The sequence below is a fragment of the Burkholderia glumae LMG 2196 = ATCC 33617 genome, from assembly GCF_000960995.1.
In the GTDB taxonomy this organism is placed as follows: domain Bacteria; phylum Pseudomonadota; class Gammaproteobacteria; order Burkholderiales; family Burkholderiaceae; genus Burkholderia; species Burkholderia glumae.
The window spans coordinates 2,273,275-2,287,304 of the sequence record NZ_CP009435.1 but is presented as its reverse complement, the minus strand read 5'-3'; the positions used below and the strand labels follow the sequence as shown (position 1 = coordinate 2,287,304).

The 14,030-nt window shown below is 66.5% G+C and carries 11 protein-coding genes; 1 reads left to right on the top strand and 10 read right to left on the bottom strand.

All coding sequences use genetic code 11. The features are described 5' to 3' along the window. Positions 1 to 14 precede the first annotated feature (14 nt). Positions 15 to 2,078: a polyphosphate kinase 1 gene (gene ppk1 / locus KS03_RS22885; protein ID WP_012735209.1), complete on the top strand. Its 2,064-nt coding sequence runs from the start codon at positions 15 to 17 to the stop codon at positions 2,076 to 2,078. 124 nt (positions 2,079 to 2,202) lie between these two features. Here the strand turns inward: ppk1 and phoR are convergent, their stop codons facing one another. From phoR to ftsH, 10 genes are all read right to left on the bottom strand, one after another. Then, on the bottom strand, positions 2,203 to 3,513 hold the full coding sequence (gene phoR / locus KS03_RS22880) for a phosphate regulon sensor histidine kinase PhoR (RefSeq protein ID WP_012735208.1): 1,311 nt from the start codon (positions 3,511 to 3,513) through the stop codon (positions 2,203 to 2,205). A gap of 66 nt (positions 3,514 to 3,579) precedes the next feature. Beyond that, the gene (gene phoB / locus KS03_RS22875) at positions 3,580 to 4,281 is read right to left on the bottom strand and encodes a phosphate regulon transcriptional regulator PhoB (RefSeq protein WP_026051494.1); all 702 of its coding nucleotides are present in this window, start codon (positions 4,279 to 4,281) and stop codon (positions 3,580 to 3,582) included. Positions 4,282 to 4,314: 33 nt separating this feature from the next. Continuing rightward, entirely contained in the window at positions 4,315 to 5,019 is a 705-nt protein-coding gene (phoU, locus tag KS03_RS22870) for a phosphate signaling complex protein PhoU (RefSeq protein WP_012735206.1), read from the bottom strand. 16 nt (positions 5,020 to 5,035) lie between these two features. Continuing rightward, the gene (gene pstB / locus KS03_RS22865) at positions 5,036 to 5,884 is read right to left on the bottom strand and encodes a phosphate ABC transporter ATP-binding protein PstB (protein WP_012735205.1); all 849 of its coding nucleotides are present in this window, start codon (positions 5,882 to 5,884) and stop codon (positions 5,036 to 5,038) included. 15 nt (positions 5,885 to 5,899) lie between these two features. Then, on the bottom strand, positions 5,900 to 6,796 hold the full coding sequence (gene pstA / locus KS03_RS22860) for a phosphate ABC transporter permease PstA (protein WP_012735204.1): 897 nt from the start codon (positions 6,794 to 6,796) through the stop codon (positions 5,900 to 5,902). After that, positions 6,793 to 7,770: a phosphate ABC transporter permease PstC gene (pstC, locus tag KS03_RS22855; protein WP_012735203.1), complete on the bottom strand. Its 978-nt coding sequence runs from the start codon at positions 7,768 to 7,770 to the stop codon at positions 6,793 to 6,795. Before pstC ends, pstA begins: the two co-directional genes overlap by 4 nt. Positions 7,771 to 7,882: 112 nt before the next feature. Beyond that, positions 7,883 to 8,914 carry a phosphate ABC transporter substrate-binding protein PstS gene (gene pstS / locus KS03_RS22850; RefSeq protein WP_012735202.1) on the bottom strand — a complete coding sequence of 344 codons (1,032 nt, stop codon included), beginning with the start codon at positions 8,912 to 8,914 and terminating at the stop codon, positions 7,883 to 7,885. A 712-nt stretch (positions 8,915 to 9,626) separates the two neighbouring features. After that, complete coding sequence (gene glmM / locus KS03_RS22845) at positions 9,627 to 10,982, bottom strand: phosphoglucosamine mutase (protein ID WP_012735201.1); 1,356 nt, start codon at positions 10,980 to 10,982, stop codon at positions 9,627 to 9,629. 32 nt (positions 10,983 to 11,014) lie between these two features. Next, positions 11,015 to 11,878: a dihydropteroate synthase gene (gene folP, locus KS03_RS22840; protein ID WP_012735200.1), complete on the bottom strand. Its 864-nt coding sequence runs from the start codon at positions 11,876 to 11,878 to the stop codon at positions 11,015 to 11,017. A 112-nt stretch (positions 11,879 to 11,990) separates the two neighbouring features. Beyond that, positions 11,991 to 13,880, bottom strand: a complete 1,890-nt coding sequence (ftsH, locus tag KS03_RS22835; protein WP_012735199.1) for an ATP-dependent zinc metalloprotease FtsH — start codon at positions 13,878 to 13,880, stop codon at positions 11,991 to 11,993. Positions 13,881 to 14,030: the final 150 nt, after the last annotated feature.

Sequence of the window (14,030 nt, the reverse complement as noted above, 5' to 3'; positions counted from 1 at the left end):
CATCCCCGCTGCCGATGTCCACTCGCTATCCGCTGCTCAACCGTGAACTTGGCATTCTCGGCTTCAACGAGCGCGTCCTCGCGCAGGCGGCCGACCCGCACGTGCCGCTGCTTGAACGACTGCGCTTCATCTGCATCACCAGCAGCAATCTCGACGAGTTCTTCGAGGTCCGCATGGCCGGCCTCCAGGAGCAGATGCGCGACAACCCCGGAGCGCTGTCGCCGGACGGCATGTCGCTGCAGCACGTCTACGACCTCGTGGTGGAGCGCGCGCAGCGGCTCGTCCACAAGCAGTACACGATGCTGCACGAAACCATCCTGCCCGCGCTCGAGACCGAGGGCATCTATTTCCACGGCACCGACACCTGGAGCGAGGCGCAGCTCGAATGGGCGCGCAACTATTTCCTCGACGAACTGCTGCCGGTGCTCACGCCGATCGGGCTCGATCCCGCGCATCCGTTCCCGCGCGTGCTGAACAAGAGCCTGAACTTCGTGGTGGAGCTGGAGGGCCGCGACGCGTTCGGCCGCCAGGCGCTGCTCGGCATCGTGCAGGCGCCGCGCGCGCTGCCGCGTCTGGTGCGCATGCCGCAGGCGCTGTCGGGCTTCCGCCACGGCTTCGTGCTGCTCAGCTCGCTGATGCAGCGCTTCGTCGGCGAACTGTTCCCGAAGCTGGTGGTGAAGAGCTGCAACCAGTTCCGCATCACGCGCAACAGCGAGCTGTTCGTCGACGAGGACGAGATCACCAACCTGCGCGTGGCGCTGCAGGGCGAGCTGCCGGCGCGCCATCTCGGCAACGCGGTGCGCCTCGAAGTGTCGGCCGACACGCCCGCCCACATCGTGCGGCGCCTGCTCGACGAGAGCAGCCTCAACGACAAGGACTGCTACCGGGTCCACGGCGCCGTGAACCTGGTGCGCCTGATGCAGCTGCCCGACCTCGTGGACCTGCCCGAGCTGAAGTTCGTGCCGCACACGCCCTCCACGCCGGCCGCGGTCGCCAACACCACCTCGATGTTCACCGCGATCGATCGCGGCGACATCCTGCTGCATCACCCCTACGAGAGCTTCCAGCCCGTGCTGGAGCTACTGCGCGAGGCCGCCAAGGACCCGCAGGTGGTGGCCATCAAGCAGACCATCTATCGCACCGGCAACGATTCGCCGCTGATGGACGCGCTGATGGAAGCCGCGCGCAACGGCAAGGAAGTGACGGTGGTGGTCGAGCTGCTGGCGCGCTTCGACGAGGAAACCAACATCAACTGGGCCTCGCGGCTCGAGGCGGTGGGCGCGCATGTGGTGTACGGCGTGGTCGGCCACAAGTGCCATGCCAAGATGATGCTGATCGTGCGCCGCGAGAAGCGCGGCGGCAAGACCGTGCTGCGCCGCTACACGCACCTCGGCACCGGCAACTACCATCCGCGCACCGCACGCCTCTATACCGACTTCGGCTTGATGACGGCCGACCAGAAGATTTGCGAGGACGTCCATCATGTGTTCCAGCAGCTCACCGGCATCGGCGGCGAGCTGAAGCTCCATGAGCTCTGGCAGTCGCCGTTCACGCTGCACCCGCTGTTGATCGACGGCATCCGCAACGAAGTCGCGAACGCGCGGGCCGGTAAGCGCGCGCGCATCGTCGCGAAGATGAACGCGCTGCTGGAGCCGTCGGTGATCGCCGAGCTCTACGAGGCCTCGCAGGCGGGCGTCAAGGTCGACCTGATCGTGCGCGGCGTGTGCGCGCTGCAGCCGGGCGTGCCGGGGCTGTCGGAGAACATCACCGTGCGCTCGGTGATCGGCCGCTTCCTCGAGCACCACCGGATCTTCTACTTCCACGCGAGCGGCGCCGAGCGCGTCTACCTGTCGAGTGCCGACTGGATGGACCGCAACCTGTTCCGCCGCGTCGAGGTCGCGTTCCCGATCCACGACCGCAAGCTCAAGCGCCGCGTGATCGCCGAGGGCCTCTCGGTGTTCCTCGGCGACAACCAGTCGGCCTGGCTGATGCAGAGCGACGGCCACTACAAGCGCCGCCGCGCCGGCAAGACGCCGCGCAGCGCGCAGCTCGGGCTGCTGGAAAAATTCGGCGGCTGACGGCGGCCGCCGATGCCGTGCCGGGCGCCGCCGCGGCCGCGTCGAAGCAAAGGCCGCCCGGGGGTGAACCGGGCGGCCTTGTTCGTCTGGCCGGCCTCACGCGGCCGGTCTCACGCGCCTCATCTCACGCCGCATGCTGCCGGCGGATCGTGCGCTGCGCCGGAAAGCGCGCCGTGAACGTGCTGCCGCGCCCTTCCTCGCTCTGGATCAGCAGCTGCCCGTCGTGGCGCTGCAGCACGTGCTTGACGATCGCCAGGCCAAGGCCGGTGCCGCCGGTGTCGCGCGAACGGCTGCGATCGACGCGGTAGAAGCGTTCGGTGAGCCGCGGCAGGTCCTCGGCCGGAATCCCGAAGCCGCTGTCCTTGACCGAGAACACGGCCTGCGCGCCGTCGCGGCGCCAGCTCACGCGGATCTTGCCGCCCTCGGGCGTGTAGCGCACCGCATTCGTCACGAGGTTGCCGAGCGCGCTGAAGATCTCGGTCTCGGCACCCGTCACGGTCAGCGTCTCGTCGATCTCGAAGCTGATCTCGTGGTGGCCGGCCGACAGCGTCTGCGCGACGTCCTCGAGGTGGCCGAGCACGTCGTCCATGTCGACCGGCTTGTCGGTGGGCGGCTTGCCCTCGCCTTCGAGCTTGGCGAGCACCAGCAGGTCGGTGACGATCTTGCGCATGCGCGAGGCCTGCTGCTCCATCATGTCGAGGTAGCGCGCGCGCTCGTCGTCGGACAGCGGCAGCTCGCGCAGCGTCTCGAGGAAGCCGGAGAGCACCGTGAGCGGCGTCTTCAGCTCGTGCGAGACGTTGGCCACGAAGTCGCGCCGCATCGCGTCGGTGCGCTCGACCTCGGTGATGTCCTGCGTGAGCAGCAGCTTGCGGTTGTCGCCGTAGGGGAACACCTGCACCGCGATCACGTGCTGGCGCCCCTCGCCCATGCCGCGCATCACCACCATCTCGTCGTAGTGCTGCGAGTTCAGGTAGCGCACGAAGTCGGGATGCCGGACCAGATGCGTGATGTGCTGGCGCAGGTCGCGCTTCGCGTCGAGCCCGAAATGCAGCTCGGCGATCGCATTGCACCATTCGATCTGGTCATGGTCGTCGAGCATCGCCACGCCGTTCGGCGAGGCCTGGATCGCCTGGATGAAGCGTGAATGCTGCTGCTCGACCTGGCGCACCTGCGCGTGCCACTGCTTGGCGAGCTTGTGCAGCCGGTAGTAGATCTCGCCCCAGATGCCCGGCGCGCTCGGCACCTCGCCGTAGACGGGCGCGTCGAGCAGCCGCCAGAGGCGCTGCGTGTGAAACGTGGTGAAGAACGCCTGGGCGACCAGCAGCACGACGCCGACGGTGAGGCCCGCGCGCAGGCCGATTGTCACGCCGGCCAGTATCGCGGCCAGCGCGAGCAGCACGAGCGACACCAGGAAGCGCACCCAGATGATGTTCATGGCTGGCGCGAGAAAGAAGACGGGAGAACGGTGAGAGACGGCGCGCGGCACGCGCGCCGTGCCAGGTCAGGCATGCTTGGCGAGGCGGTAGCCGCTGCCGCGCACGGTTTCGATCATAGCATCGCAGCCGGCGGGCTTCAGTGCCGCGCGCAGGCGCTTGATGTGGACATCTACGGTACGCTCCTCGACGAACACGTGGTCGCCCCACACCTGGTCGAGCAGCTGCGTGCGGCTGTGGACGCGCTCCGGATGCGTCATGAAGAAGTGCAGCAGGCGGAACTCGGTCGGGCCGAGATCGAGCTTGATCTCGCTGCCTTCGGCGCTGGCCGCCACGCGATGCGTGGCCGGGTCCAGCCGCAGGCCGTTGATCGACACCACGTCCTCGGTCAGTTGCGGCGCGCGGCGGCGCAGCACCGCCTTGATGCGCGCCATCAGCTCCTTCGGCGAGAAGGGCTTGGTCACGTAATCGTCCGCGCCGATCTCGAGGCCCAGCACCTTGTCCTGCTCGTCGCCGCGCGCCGTCAGCATGATGATGGGGATGTGCTTGGTGCGCTCGTTGTTGCGCAGTTCGCGCGCGAACGCGATCCCCGACTTGCCCGGCAGCATCCAGTCGAGCAGGACGAGATCAGGTAGCACGTCGCTGATCAGGTTCTGGGCCTGCTCCGCGTTGTACGCGCGAATCGCACAATGTCCCGCATGCTGAAGGTTGACCGAAATCAGTTCGGAAATCGCGGGCTCATCTTCGATGACGAGAATGTTGCTGGGCATCGGCACCTCTGTCCGTCCTTGTTCTGACGTGGGTTAGCTATTGGCTTCGCGATCGAGCAGGTCGCGCGGCTGGTGCCGCACGTCGGTGCCCTTCACGATGTAGATGATGAATTCCGCGATGTTCTTCGCGTGATCACCGATCCGCTCGATGGCCTTCGCGATGAACAGGAAGTCGAGGCCGACCGAGATCGTGCGCGGATCTTCCTGCATGTACGACACGAGCTTGCGCACGAACGCACGGAATTCCTGGTCGATTTCCTTGTCGTCCTTGACGATCTGCGCGGCGGCCACCGTGTCCAGACGCGCGAAGGCGTCGAGCGCGCGGCGCAGGATCGTCACGGCCATGTCGCCCGACACCTTGATCTCGGCGATGTTCACGCCGCGGGCGAGCGGCTCGTCGGCCAGACGGCGCACGCGCTTGGCGATCTTCTCGGCCTCGTCGCCGGCGCGCTCGAGGTTGGTGATCGTCTTCGAGATCGACATCAGCAGGCGCAGGTCGCGCGCGGCCGGCTGGCGGCGCGCGATGATGTTGCCGCATTCCTCGTCGATCTCGACTTCCATGTGGTTGAGCCGGTCCTCGTTGCTGATCACGCGCTCGGCCGCCTGGCGGTCGAACTCGTTGAGCGCGAACATCGCCTCGGTGATCTGCGCCTCGACGAGGCCGCCCATTTCGAGAACCTTCGACGACACCGCGTTCAGATCGGCGTCGAACTGGCTCGACAGATGCTTGTCAGTCATAGTATGTACTCCGCCGTCAACCGAAACGGCCGGTGATGTAGTCTTCCGTTTCCTTGCGGGCCGGCTTGATGAAGATCTTCTCGGTATCGCCGAATTCGATCAGCTCGCCCAGGTACATGTAGGCCGTGTAGTCCGAGCAGCGTGCCGCCTGCTGCATGTTGTGCGTGACGATCACGACCGTGTAGTCGCTCTTCAGCTCCGCGATCAATTCCTCGATGCGCCCCGTGGAGATCGGATCGAGCGCCGAGCACGGCTCGTCGAGCAGCAGCACCTCGGGGCGGATCGCGATGCCGCGCGCGATGCACAGACGCTGTTGCTGGCCGCCCGACAGACCGTAGCCGCTCTGGTTCAGCTTGTCCTTCACCTCGTTCCAGAGCGCGGCCTTGGTCAGCGCCCACTCGACGCGGTCGTCCATTTCCGAACGCGTGAGCTTCTCGAACATCTTCACACCGAACGCAATATTGTCGTAGATCGACATCGGGAACGGAGTCGGCTTCTGGAACACCATGCCGATGCGCGCGCGCAGCAGCGAGATGTCCTGCTTCGATTCGAGCAGGTTCTCGCCGTCCATCACGATCGCGCCCTCGGCGCGCTGCTCGGGATAGAGCGCGTACATCTTGTTGAAGGTGCGCAGCAGCGTCGACTTTCCGCAGCCCGACGGCCCGATGAATGCCGTCACCTTGCCTGCGGGAATGCGCAGGTTGATGTTCTTCAGCGCATGGAACTTGTTGTAGAAGAAGTTCAGGTTGTTGACCTCGATCTTCGCTTCGGCGGGTGCGAGCGGGCGCTGCCCCGACGCGCCGCTGCCGCCAGCCGGCGCGATACCGTTTTCGATCGGATTCAGGTGGCTTTCTGCCATGTTCATCGGATTGCTCCGCCGTTACTTTTTCGAGAAGATCGAGCGCGCGAGGATGTTCAGTCCCAGCACCCCGAGCGTGATCAGGAAGACGCCTGCCCAGGCGAGCGACTGCCACTGCGCGAACGGGCTCATTGCAAACTTGTAGATCGTGACCGGCAGGTTCGCGATCGGCTTGCCCATGTCGGTCGAGAAGAACTGGTTCGACAGCGCCGTGAACAGCAGCGGCGCCGTCTCGCCGGCGATCCGCGCCACCGCCAGCAGCACGCCGGTGGTGATGCCGCCGACCGAGGCGCGCAGCGTGATCTTCAGGATCATGCGCCATTTCGGCGTGCCCAGCGCGAATGCGGCCTCACGCAGCGCGTTCGGCACCAGGTTCAGCATGTTCTCGGTGGTGCGGATCACGATCGGGATCTGCAGCAGTGCGAGCGAGACCACGCCGGCCCAGCCCGAGAAGCGGCCCGAGGGCGCCACCACCACCGCGTAGACGAACAGGCCGATCACGATCGACGGGGCCGACAGCAGGATGTCGTTGATGAAGCGCATCACGCTCGCGAGCCAGTTGCGCTGGCCGTATTCGGCCAGGTAGACGCCCGCCAGCACGCCCACCGGCGTGCCGACACAGGTGCCCAGGCCCACCAGCAGCAGGCTGCCGACGATCGCGTTGGCAAGACCGCCGCCGTCGGTGTCCGGTGCCGGTGTCGACGCGGTGAACAGCTGCAGCGACAGGCCGCCGATGCCGAGATGCAGCGTCGTGTAGAGGATCCAGACCAGCCAGACCAGGCCGAACAGCATCGCGGCGAGCGAGAGCGTCAGCGCGACGGCATTGGTGGCCTTGCGGCGGCGCTGCAGGCGCGCACGCATCGCTTCGAGCGCGGCGCCGGACTGGCCGCCCGGCATGTTCAGAACGCGTTCGCTCATTTCTTCCCTTCTGCCTTCTGGAGGCGCAACAACATCAGTTTCGAGATCGCGAGCACGATGAACGTGATCACGAACAGGATCAGGCCCAGTTCCATCAGGGCCGACGTATGCAGCCCCGGTGAGGCTTCCGCGAATTCGTTCGCGAGCGCCGAGGTGATGCTGTTGCCGGGCGAGAACAGCGAGACGTTGTCCAGCAGATTGGTGTTGCCGATCACGAACGTGACCGCCATCGTTTCGCCGAGCGCGCGGCCCAGGCCGAGCATCACGCCGCCGATCACCCCGCTCTTGGTGAAGGGCAGCACGATCTTCCACATCACTTCCCAGGTCGTGCAGCCGATGCCGTAGGCCGATTCCTTCAGCAGCACCGGGGTGACCTCGAACACGTCACGCATCACCGAGGCGATGTAAGGGATGATCATGATCGCGAGGATCACGCCCGCGCAGAGCAGGCCGATGCCGATCGGCGGGCCCTGGAACAGCGCGCCGATCAGCGGGATCGGGCCGAGCACCTGGCCGAGCGGCTTCTGGAAGTAGCCGGCGAAGATCGGGGCGAACACCAGCAGGCCCCACATCCCGTAGACGATCGACGGAATCGCGGCGAGCAGCTCGATGGCGATGCCCAGCGGGCGCCGCAGCCAGACGGGCGACAGCTCGGTGAGGAACAGTGCAATGCCGAAGCTCACCGGCACCGCGATCACGAGCGCGATGATCGAGGTCGCGATCGTGCCGTAAATCGGCACGAGGGCGCCGTAGACATCGGCGTTGGGGTCCCATTCGGACCGCCAGAGAAAACTGAGACCAAATTTTTGGATGGTCGGCAGCGACGCGATGATCAGCGACACGATGATGCCGCCCAGGACCAGCAGGGTCACGATTGCCGCGAGGCGCGTGAGACCGCCGAAAATGACGTCGCCGAGCCGGCTGGGCGCACGCATCTGGCTTTCGGGGCGCGACGTGATAGGAAGATCGGACATGGAGGCCTGATTGTTCAGTGGCGGAGCGACATCGACCGCCCCGCGTCATACCGCACGCGCCGCCCGGCATGCTTGCCGGGCGGCGCGACCACGACTTGCTGCGATGAAGCGCTTACTGGAAGACCGGCTTGCCCGCCGCGTCCGTCACCTTCGTCTTCCACTGCTTGCGGATCTCGGCCGTGACCGAAGCCGGCAGCGAGATGTAGTCCAGCTCCGTGGCCGCCTTGCCGCCGTTCTTGAACGCCCAGTCGAAGAACTTCAGCGTCTCGGCGCCCTGCTCCGGCTTGTCCTGCTTGGCGTGCAGCAGCACGAACGTCGCGCCGACGATCGGCCAGGCGTCCTTGCCCTGTTCGTTCGTCAGGATCTGATAGAACGACTGCGACCAGTTCGCGCCGGCAGCGGCTGCCGCGAACGTTTCGGCCTTCGGCGCCACCACCGCGCCCGAGGCGTTCTTCAGGTCCGTGTAGATCATCGCGTTCTTTTTCGCGTAGGCCGATTCGACGTAGCCGATCGCGCCCGGCAGGCGCTGCACGAACGCGGCGACGCCGTCGTTGCCCTTGCCGCCCGTGCCCGTCGGCCAGTTGACCGTGGTGCCTTCACCGACCTTCGTCTTCCACTCGGCGTTGGTCTTCGACAGGTAGTTCGTCCAGATGAACGAGGTGCCCGAGCCGTCGGCGCGGCGCACCACGGCGATGTCCAGGTCCGGCAGCTTGACCTTCGGGTTCAGCGCCGCGATCGCCGGATCGTTCCACTTCTTGATCTTGCCGAGATAGATGTCGCCGAGCACTTCGCCCGACAGCGTGATTTCACCAGCCTTGATGCCCGGAATATTGACCACCGGAACGATGCCGCCGACCACCGTCGGGAACTGGAACAGGCCGTCCTTCGCCAGTTCGTCGTCCTTCAGCGGAGCGTCCGAGCCGGCGAAATCGACCGTCTTCGCGATGATCTGCTTCAGGCCGCCGGACGAGCCGATGCCCTGATAGTTGACCTTCGCACCGCCGGCTTGCTGGTATTCGGCTGCCCATTTCGTGTAGATCGGCATAGCGAACGTGCTGCCCGCGCCCGTGATGTCGGCTGCGTGAGCGGCGACAGCGAAAAGCGCGCCGGCCAGGCCAGCAAACGCGGTTTGCATCAATTTCATGAGACCTCCAGTGTGTGAGCGGATGACTACGGCACCGCGAAGATTAGGGGGTCTTCATGACAGTCATGTGACAATTAATGAACGTCATATGACAAAGACATGACGATTCGAAAGCTTTCGCACCCCCTGCCGCCGCCCCGCCGAATCGCCTCTTTCGCCAAGCAGGACAAGGCTTTGCGGCCGGCTCGCGAACATGCCCGAGGCGCGGGCGGCGCCGGGGCCCGCAACAGCGGCGCCGACAAAATCGACACGCCGAAGCGGATTGTTCACAGCCGCCCGCCGCGGGCGCCGACGCCCAATCAGATTAGGAGAAATGTCACAAAATGGCAGGTTTTCTAGCGCGCAAACGATTTCGCGGGCACCGGTCACGCCTGTCGATACTTGAGCGCTTCGGTGGGAAAAGCGCGCACGGCGCGCCGCACGGCGAGGAAGGCGACGCCATCGCGCCGCTCGCGCAGGCCTCGGCGCGAACGCCATGTGACAACATGGCGCGCCGAACCGGCGTGGAAATGACCGCTTCCGCACCGCCCCGGCAGGGGCGGAGCGGCCGCGAGTGAATCGAAGGCGCCCCGCGATCAGGGCGAATGGCTGCTGCTGCAGCTCCGGCGGCCAGCCTTTCGACGCGGGCCGGCCGGGAGCCGGCCCGCGTCGGGCGAGCACCGGTTCTCCCGGCGCCCGCCCAGCTGTCCTACCTGGGCTGCCGCGCCACCGCTCAGGCCGTGGCGAGCCGCACCGCGCCGGCGATCGCCTCGGCATGGCGCTGCGCGTCGGCCGCCTCACGCGCCTCCACCATCACGCGCAGCACCGGCTCGGTGCCCGAGGCGCGGATCAGCACGCGCCCGCTCTCGCCGAGCTCGTGCTGGGCCGCGCCGATCGCGGCCTGGATCGAGGCGTCGCCCTTCCAGTTCGCACCGGCCTTCATCCGCACGTTGATCAGCGTCTGCGGGAACAGCGCCACGCCCTCGAGCATCTGCGCGAGCGTCTTGCCGCTGCGCTTCATCGCCGCGAGCACGAGCAGCGCCGAGACGATGCCGTCGCCGGTCGAATGCCGGTCGAGCGAGAGGATGTGGCCCGAGCCTTCCGCGCCGAGCTGCCAGCCGCGCTCGCGCAGCTGTTCCAGCACGTAGCGGTCGCCGACCGCCGCGCGCACGAACGGCACGCCGAGCTTCTGCAGCGCCACCTCGACCGCGAGGTTCGTCATCAGCGTGCCGACCGCGCCTTGAACCTTGCCGCTGGTTTCGAGGCGATCCCTCACCAGCACGTAGAGCAGTTCGTCGCCGTTGTAGAGGCGCCCGTCGCCGTCGACCACGAGCAGCCGGTCCGCGTCGCCGTCGAGCGCGATGCCGAGATCGCCGCCATGTTCCTTCACCGCCGCGATCAGCGCCTCGGGCGCCGTCGCCCCGACCTTGTCGTTGATGTTGAAGCCGTTCGGCTTCACGCCGATCGGCACGACGTCGGCCCCGAGTTCATGGAACACGTGCGGCGCGATCTGATAGGCCGCGCCGTTCGCGCAGTCGATCACGAGCTTGAGCCCGCGCAGGTCGAACGCGGCCGGAAACGTGCTCTTGCAAAATTCGATGTAGCGGCCGTTCGCGTCGTCGAGCCGGCGCGCCTTGCCGAGACCGTCGGACGCCTCGCAGGCGAGCGGCCTGTCGAGCCACGCCTCGATCTCCTCCTCGGTCTCGTCGGGCAGCTTGTTGCCGTCGGCCGAGAAGAACTTGATGCCGTTGTCGTGATACGGGTTGTGCGACGCGCTGATCACCACGCCGGCCGCGAGCCGCAGCGCCCGCGTCAGATAGGCCACGCCCGGCGTCGGCATCGGGCCGGCCAGCATCACGTCGACGCCGGCCGCCGAGAAGCCGGCCTCGAGCGCGGCCTCGAGCATGTAGCCCGATACGCGCGTGTCCTTGCCGATCAGCACCGTCGGGCGTCCCGAAATGCCGCGCCCCTTCGCGTGCGCGAGCACCTTGCCGGCCGCGTAGCCGAGCCGCAACACGAAATCGGGGCTGATCGGCGCCACGCCGACCTCGCCGCGAATCCCGTCCGTACCGAAATAACGACGTCCCATGGAACGATTCCTCCTTGTCTGTCCGTCCGTTGCTATGCGTCTTGCGCCGCGGCCCGCACGGCGCCCCAGATCTTCAATGCGTCGACCGTCGGCGCGACGTCGTGCACGCGAATGATGGCCGCGCCGCGTTCGGCCGCGCAGACCGCCGCCGCCACGCTCGCGGCGACGCGCTCGGCCGCCGGCCGGCCGATCAGCACACCGAGCATCGACTTGCGCGACATGCCGGCGAGAATCGGATAGCGCGCGCCGTCCGGGCGCGCCGGCGCGGTGTCGGCCAGCTTCGCCAGCAGCGCGTAGTTGTGTTCGACCGTGGCCTTGCCGAAGCCGAAGCCGGGATCGACGCTGATTCGCTGCGGCGCGATGCCGGCCGAAACGAGCGCGGCCGCGCGATCGGCGAGAAAGCCGCGCACCTCGGCCACCACGTCGAGGTAATCGGGTTCGCCGAGTTGCATCGTCCTCGGTTCGCCGAGCATGTGCATCGCGCAGAGCCCGCAATTCGAGCCGCTCACCGCCTCGAGGGCGCCGGGCTGGCGAAAGCCCCAGATGTCATTGATCAGATCGGCACCGGCCGCGAGCGCGGCGCGCATCACCGCAGGCTTGTAGGTGTCGATCGACAGCGGCACGCGCATCGCCTGCAAGGCCTCGACGACGGGGAGCACGCGTGACAGTTCCTCGTCGAGCGGCACGGGCGGCGCGCCGGGCCGCGTCGACTCGCCACCGATGTCGATCAGGTCGGCGCCGTCGGCAAGCATGCGTTCGGCCTGGCGCAGCGCGGCGTCACGGGCCACGTAGCGACCGCCGTCGGAAAACGAGTCGGGGGTGACGTTGAGGATGCCCATCACGAGCGGGCGCTCGAACGTCAGCGTGAAGCGGCCGCATTGCAGCGGCGCGGGCATGAAATGATCGATGAAGGTCGGCACGTCAACGAAAATCTGGGGCAAGCCGGAAACAAAACGGGCCGGTGTGATTCACACCAGCCCGTCAACTCGATCGCGCTACGAGACTACATCAAGCCGGCGCCGTCGCGTTGCCCGGCTTGACCTCGGCCCCGGCGCCGCCCGACGGATCGCTCGCCGGCGGGACGTTGCCGCTGCTCTTCGGTGAGCGCGGCGGCCGGCCGGCCATGATGTCGTTGATCTGATCGGCATCGATCGTCTCCCACTCCATCAGCGCGGCGGTCATCGCCTCGACCTTGTCGCGGTTCTCCTCAAGCAGGCGGCGAGCAAGGCCATATTGCTCGTCGATCACGCGGCGGATTTCCGCGTCGACCTTCTGCTGCGTCGCTTCCGAGATCGCGCGCGTGAAGCCCTTGCCGAACGGACCGCCCTCGTTCTCGTCGTCGGCGTAGACCATCGGCCCAAGCGCGTCGGTCATGCCGAAGCGCGTGACCATCGCTCGCGCCGTCTGGGTCGCCTTGTTGAAGTCGTCCGACGCGCCGGTGCTCACGAGGTTCATGAACAGTTCCTCGGCGACGCGACCACCGAACAGGATCGCCAGGCGATCGAGCAGGTAGTCCTTCGAGTACGTCTCGTTGTCGTGCTCCGGCAACTGCCAGGTCACGCCGAGCGCGCGGCCGCGCGGGATGATCGTCACCTTGTGGACCGGATCGGCCTTCGGCAGCAGCTTGGCGATCACGGCGTGGCCGGCTTCATGATAGGCCGTGGCACGCTTGGCCTCTTCGCGAATCACGGCCGACTTGCGCTCCGGCCCCATGAAGATCTTGTCCTTGGCGTCCTCGAAATCCTGCATCTCGACGATGCGCTTGCCGCGGCGAGCCGCGAACAGCGCGGCCTCGTTGACGAGGTTCGCGAGATCGGCGCCCGAGAAACCCGGCGTGCCGCGTGCGAGCACCGCCGCGTCGACGTCGTTCGAGATCGGCACCTTGCGCAGGTGCACGCGCATGATCTGCTCGCGGCCGCGGATATCGGGCAGGCCGACATAGACCTGACGGTCGAAACGGCCCGGGCGCAGCAACGCCTTGTCGAGCACGTCGGAGCGGTTCGTCGCGGCGATCACGATCACGCCCGAGTTGGCCTCGAAGCCGTCCATCTCGACCAGCATCTGGTTGAGCGTCTGCTCGCGCTCGTCGTTGCCGCCGCCCATGCCGGCGCCGCGATGGCGGCCCACCGCGTCGATTTCATCGATGAACACGATGCAAGGCGCGTGCTTCTTGGCCTGTTCGAACATGTCGCGCACACGGGCCGCGCCCACGCCGACGAACATTTCGACGAAATCCGAACCGGAGATGCTGAAGAAAGGCACCTTCGCCTCGCCGGCGATCGCGCGGGCGAGCAGCGTCTTGCCGGTCCCGGGCGGGCCGACCAGCAGCACGCCGCGCGGGATGCGCCCGCCAAGCTTCTGGAATTTCTGGGGATCGCGCAGGAAATCGACGAGTTCGGACACTTCCTCCTTCGCTTCGTCGCAGCCGGCGACGTCGGCGAAGTTCACCGCGTTGTTGTTCTCGTCGATCAGGCGCGCACGCGATTTCCCGAACGAGAACGCACCGCCTTTGCCGCCGCCCTGCATCTGTCTCATCATGTAGAACCAGAACACGATGATGAGCAGCGTCGGCCCGAGATAGTACAGCGCGGAGACGAGCGCGTTCGGTTCGTCATCGGCCTTGCCGCTCACCTGGACGCCGTACTTCATCAGGTCGCCGACCATCCAGATGTCGCCCGGCGACACGATCTGGTATTTCTGGCCTTCGGCGGGAGTGACGGTGAGGTTACGCCCCTGCACGATGACGTTCTTGATCTTGCCGTTCTTCGCGTCGTCCATGAACTGCGAATACGACACACCTTCCTGGACGCGGGGCTTGTCGAACTGCTTGAACACCGTAAACAGCACCAGTGCGATCACGAGCCACACTGCCGCTTTCGAGAACATATTGTTGTTCAAAGCACCACTCCTTCACTCATTGACGAGCGCCTACATTTTACTTGCGGCGCTCCTGAGGCATTCTAATCCAGTCCGAAGCCCGTCGCCATAAGGTTCACCAAACGCCACGATAGTCAAACCCTACGGCCGGCAAGGCTGCGGCCGGCCTGC

What these genes read in the sequence shown, in the direction of transcription:
- pstB (WP_012735205.1), bottom strand. Translation starts at nt 5,884, where the DNA reads ATGAACATGGCAGAAAGCCACCTGAATCCGATCGAAAACGGTATCGCG.
- folP (WP_012735200.1), bottom strand. Translation starts at nt 11,878, where the DNA reads ATGCCCGCGCCGCTGCAATGCGGCCGCTTCACGCTGACGTTCGAGCGC.
- phoR (WP_012735208.1), bottom strand. Translation starts at nt 3,513, where the DNA reads ATGAACATCATCTGGGTGCGCTTCCTGGTGTCGCTCGTGCTGCTCGCG.
- phoB (WP_026051494.1), bottom strand. Translation starts at nt 4,281, where the DNA reads ATGCCCAGCAACATTCTCGTCATCGAAGATGAGCCCGCGATTTCCGAA.
- ppk1 (WP_012735209.1), top strand. Translation starts at nt 15, where the DNA reads ATGTCCACTCGCTATCCGCTGCTCAACCGTGAACTTGGCATTCTCGGC.
- glmM (WP_012735201.1), bottom strand. Translation starts at nt 10,982, where the DNA reads ATGGGACGTCGTTATTTCGGTACGGACGGGATTCGCGGCGAGGTCGGC.
- phoU (WP_012735206.1), bottom strand. Translation starts at nt 5,019, where the DNA reads ATGACTGACAAGCATCTGTCGAGCCAGTTCGACGCCGATCTGAACGCG.
- pstS (WP_012735202.1), bottom strand. Translation starts at nt 8,914, where the DNA reads ATGAAATTGATGCAAACCGCGTTTGCTGGCCTGGCCGGCGCGCTTTTC.
- pstC (WP_012735203.1), bottom strand. Translation starts at nt 7,770, where the DNA reads ATGTCCGATCTTCCTATCACGTCGCGCCCCGAAAGCCAGATGCGTGCG.
- pstA (WP_012735204.1), bottom strand. Translation starts at nt 6,796, where the DNA reads ATGAGCGAACGCGTTCTGAACATGCCGGGCGGCCAGTCCGGCGCCGCG.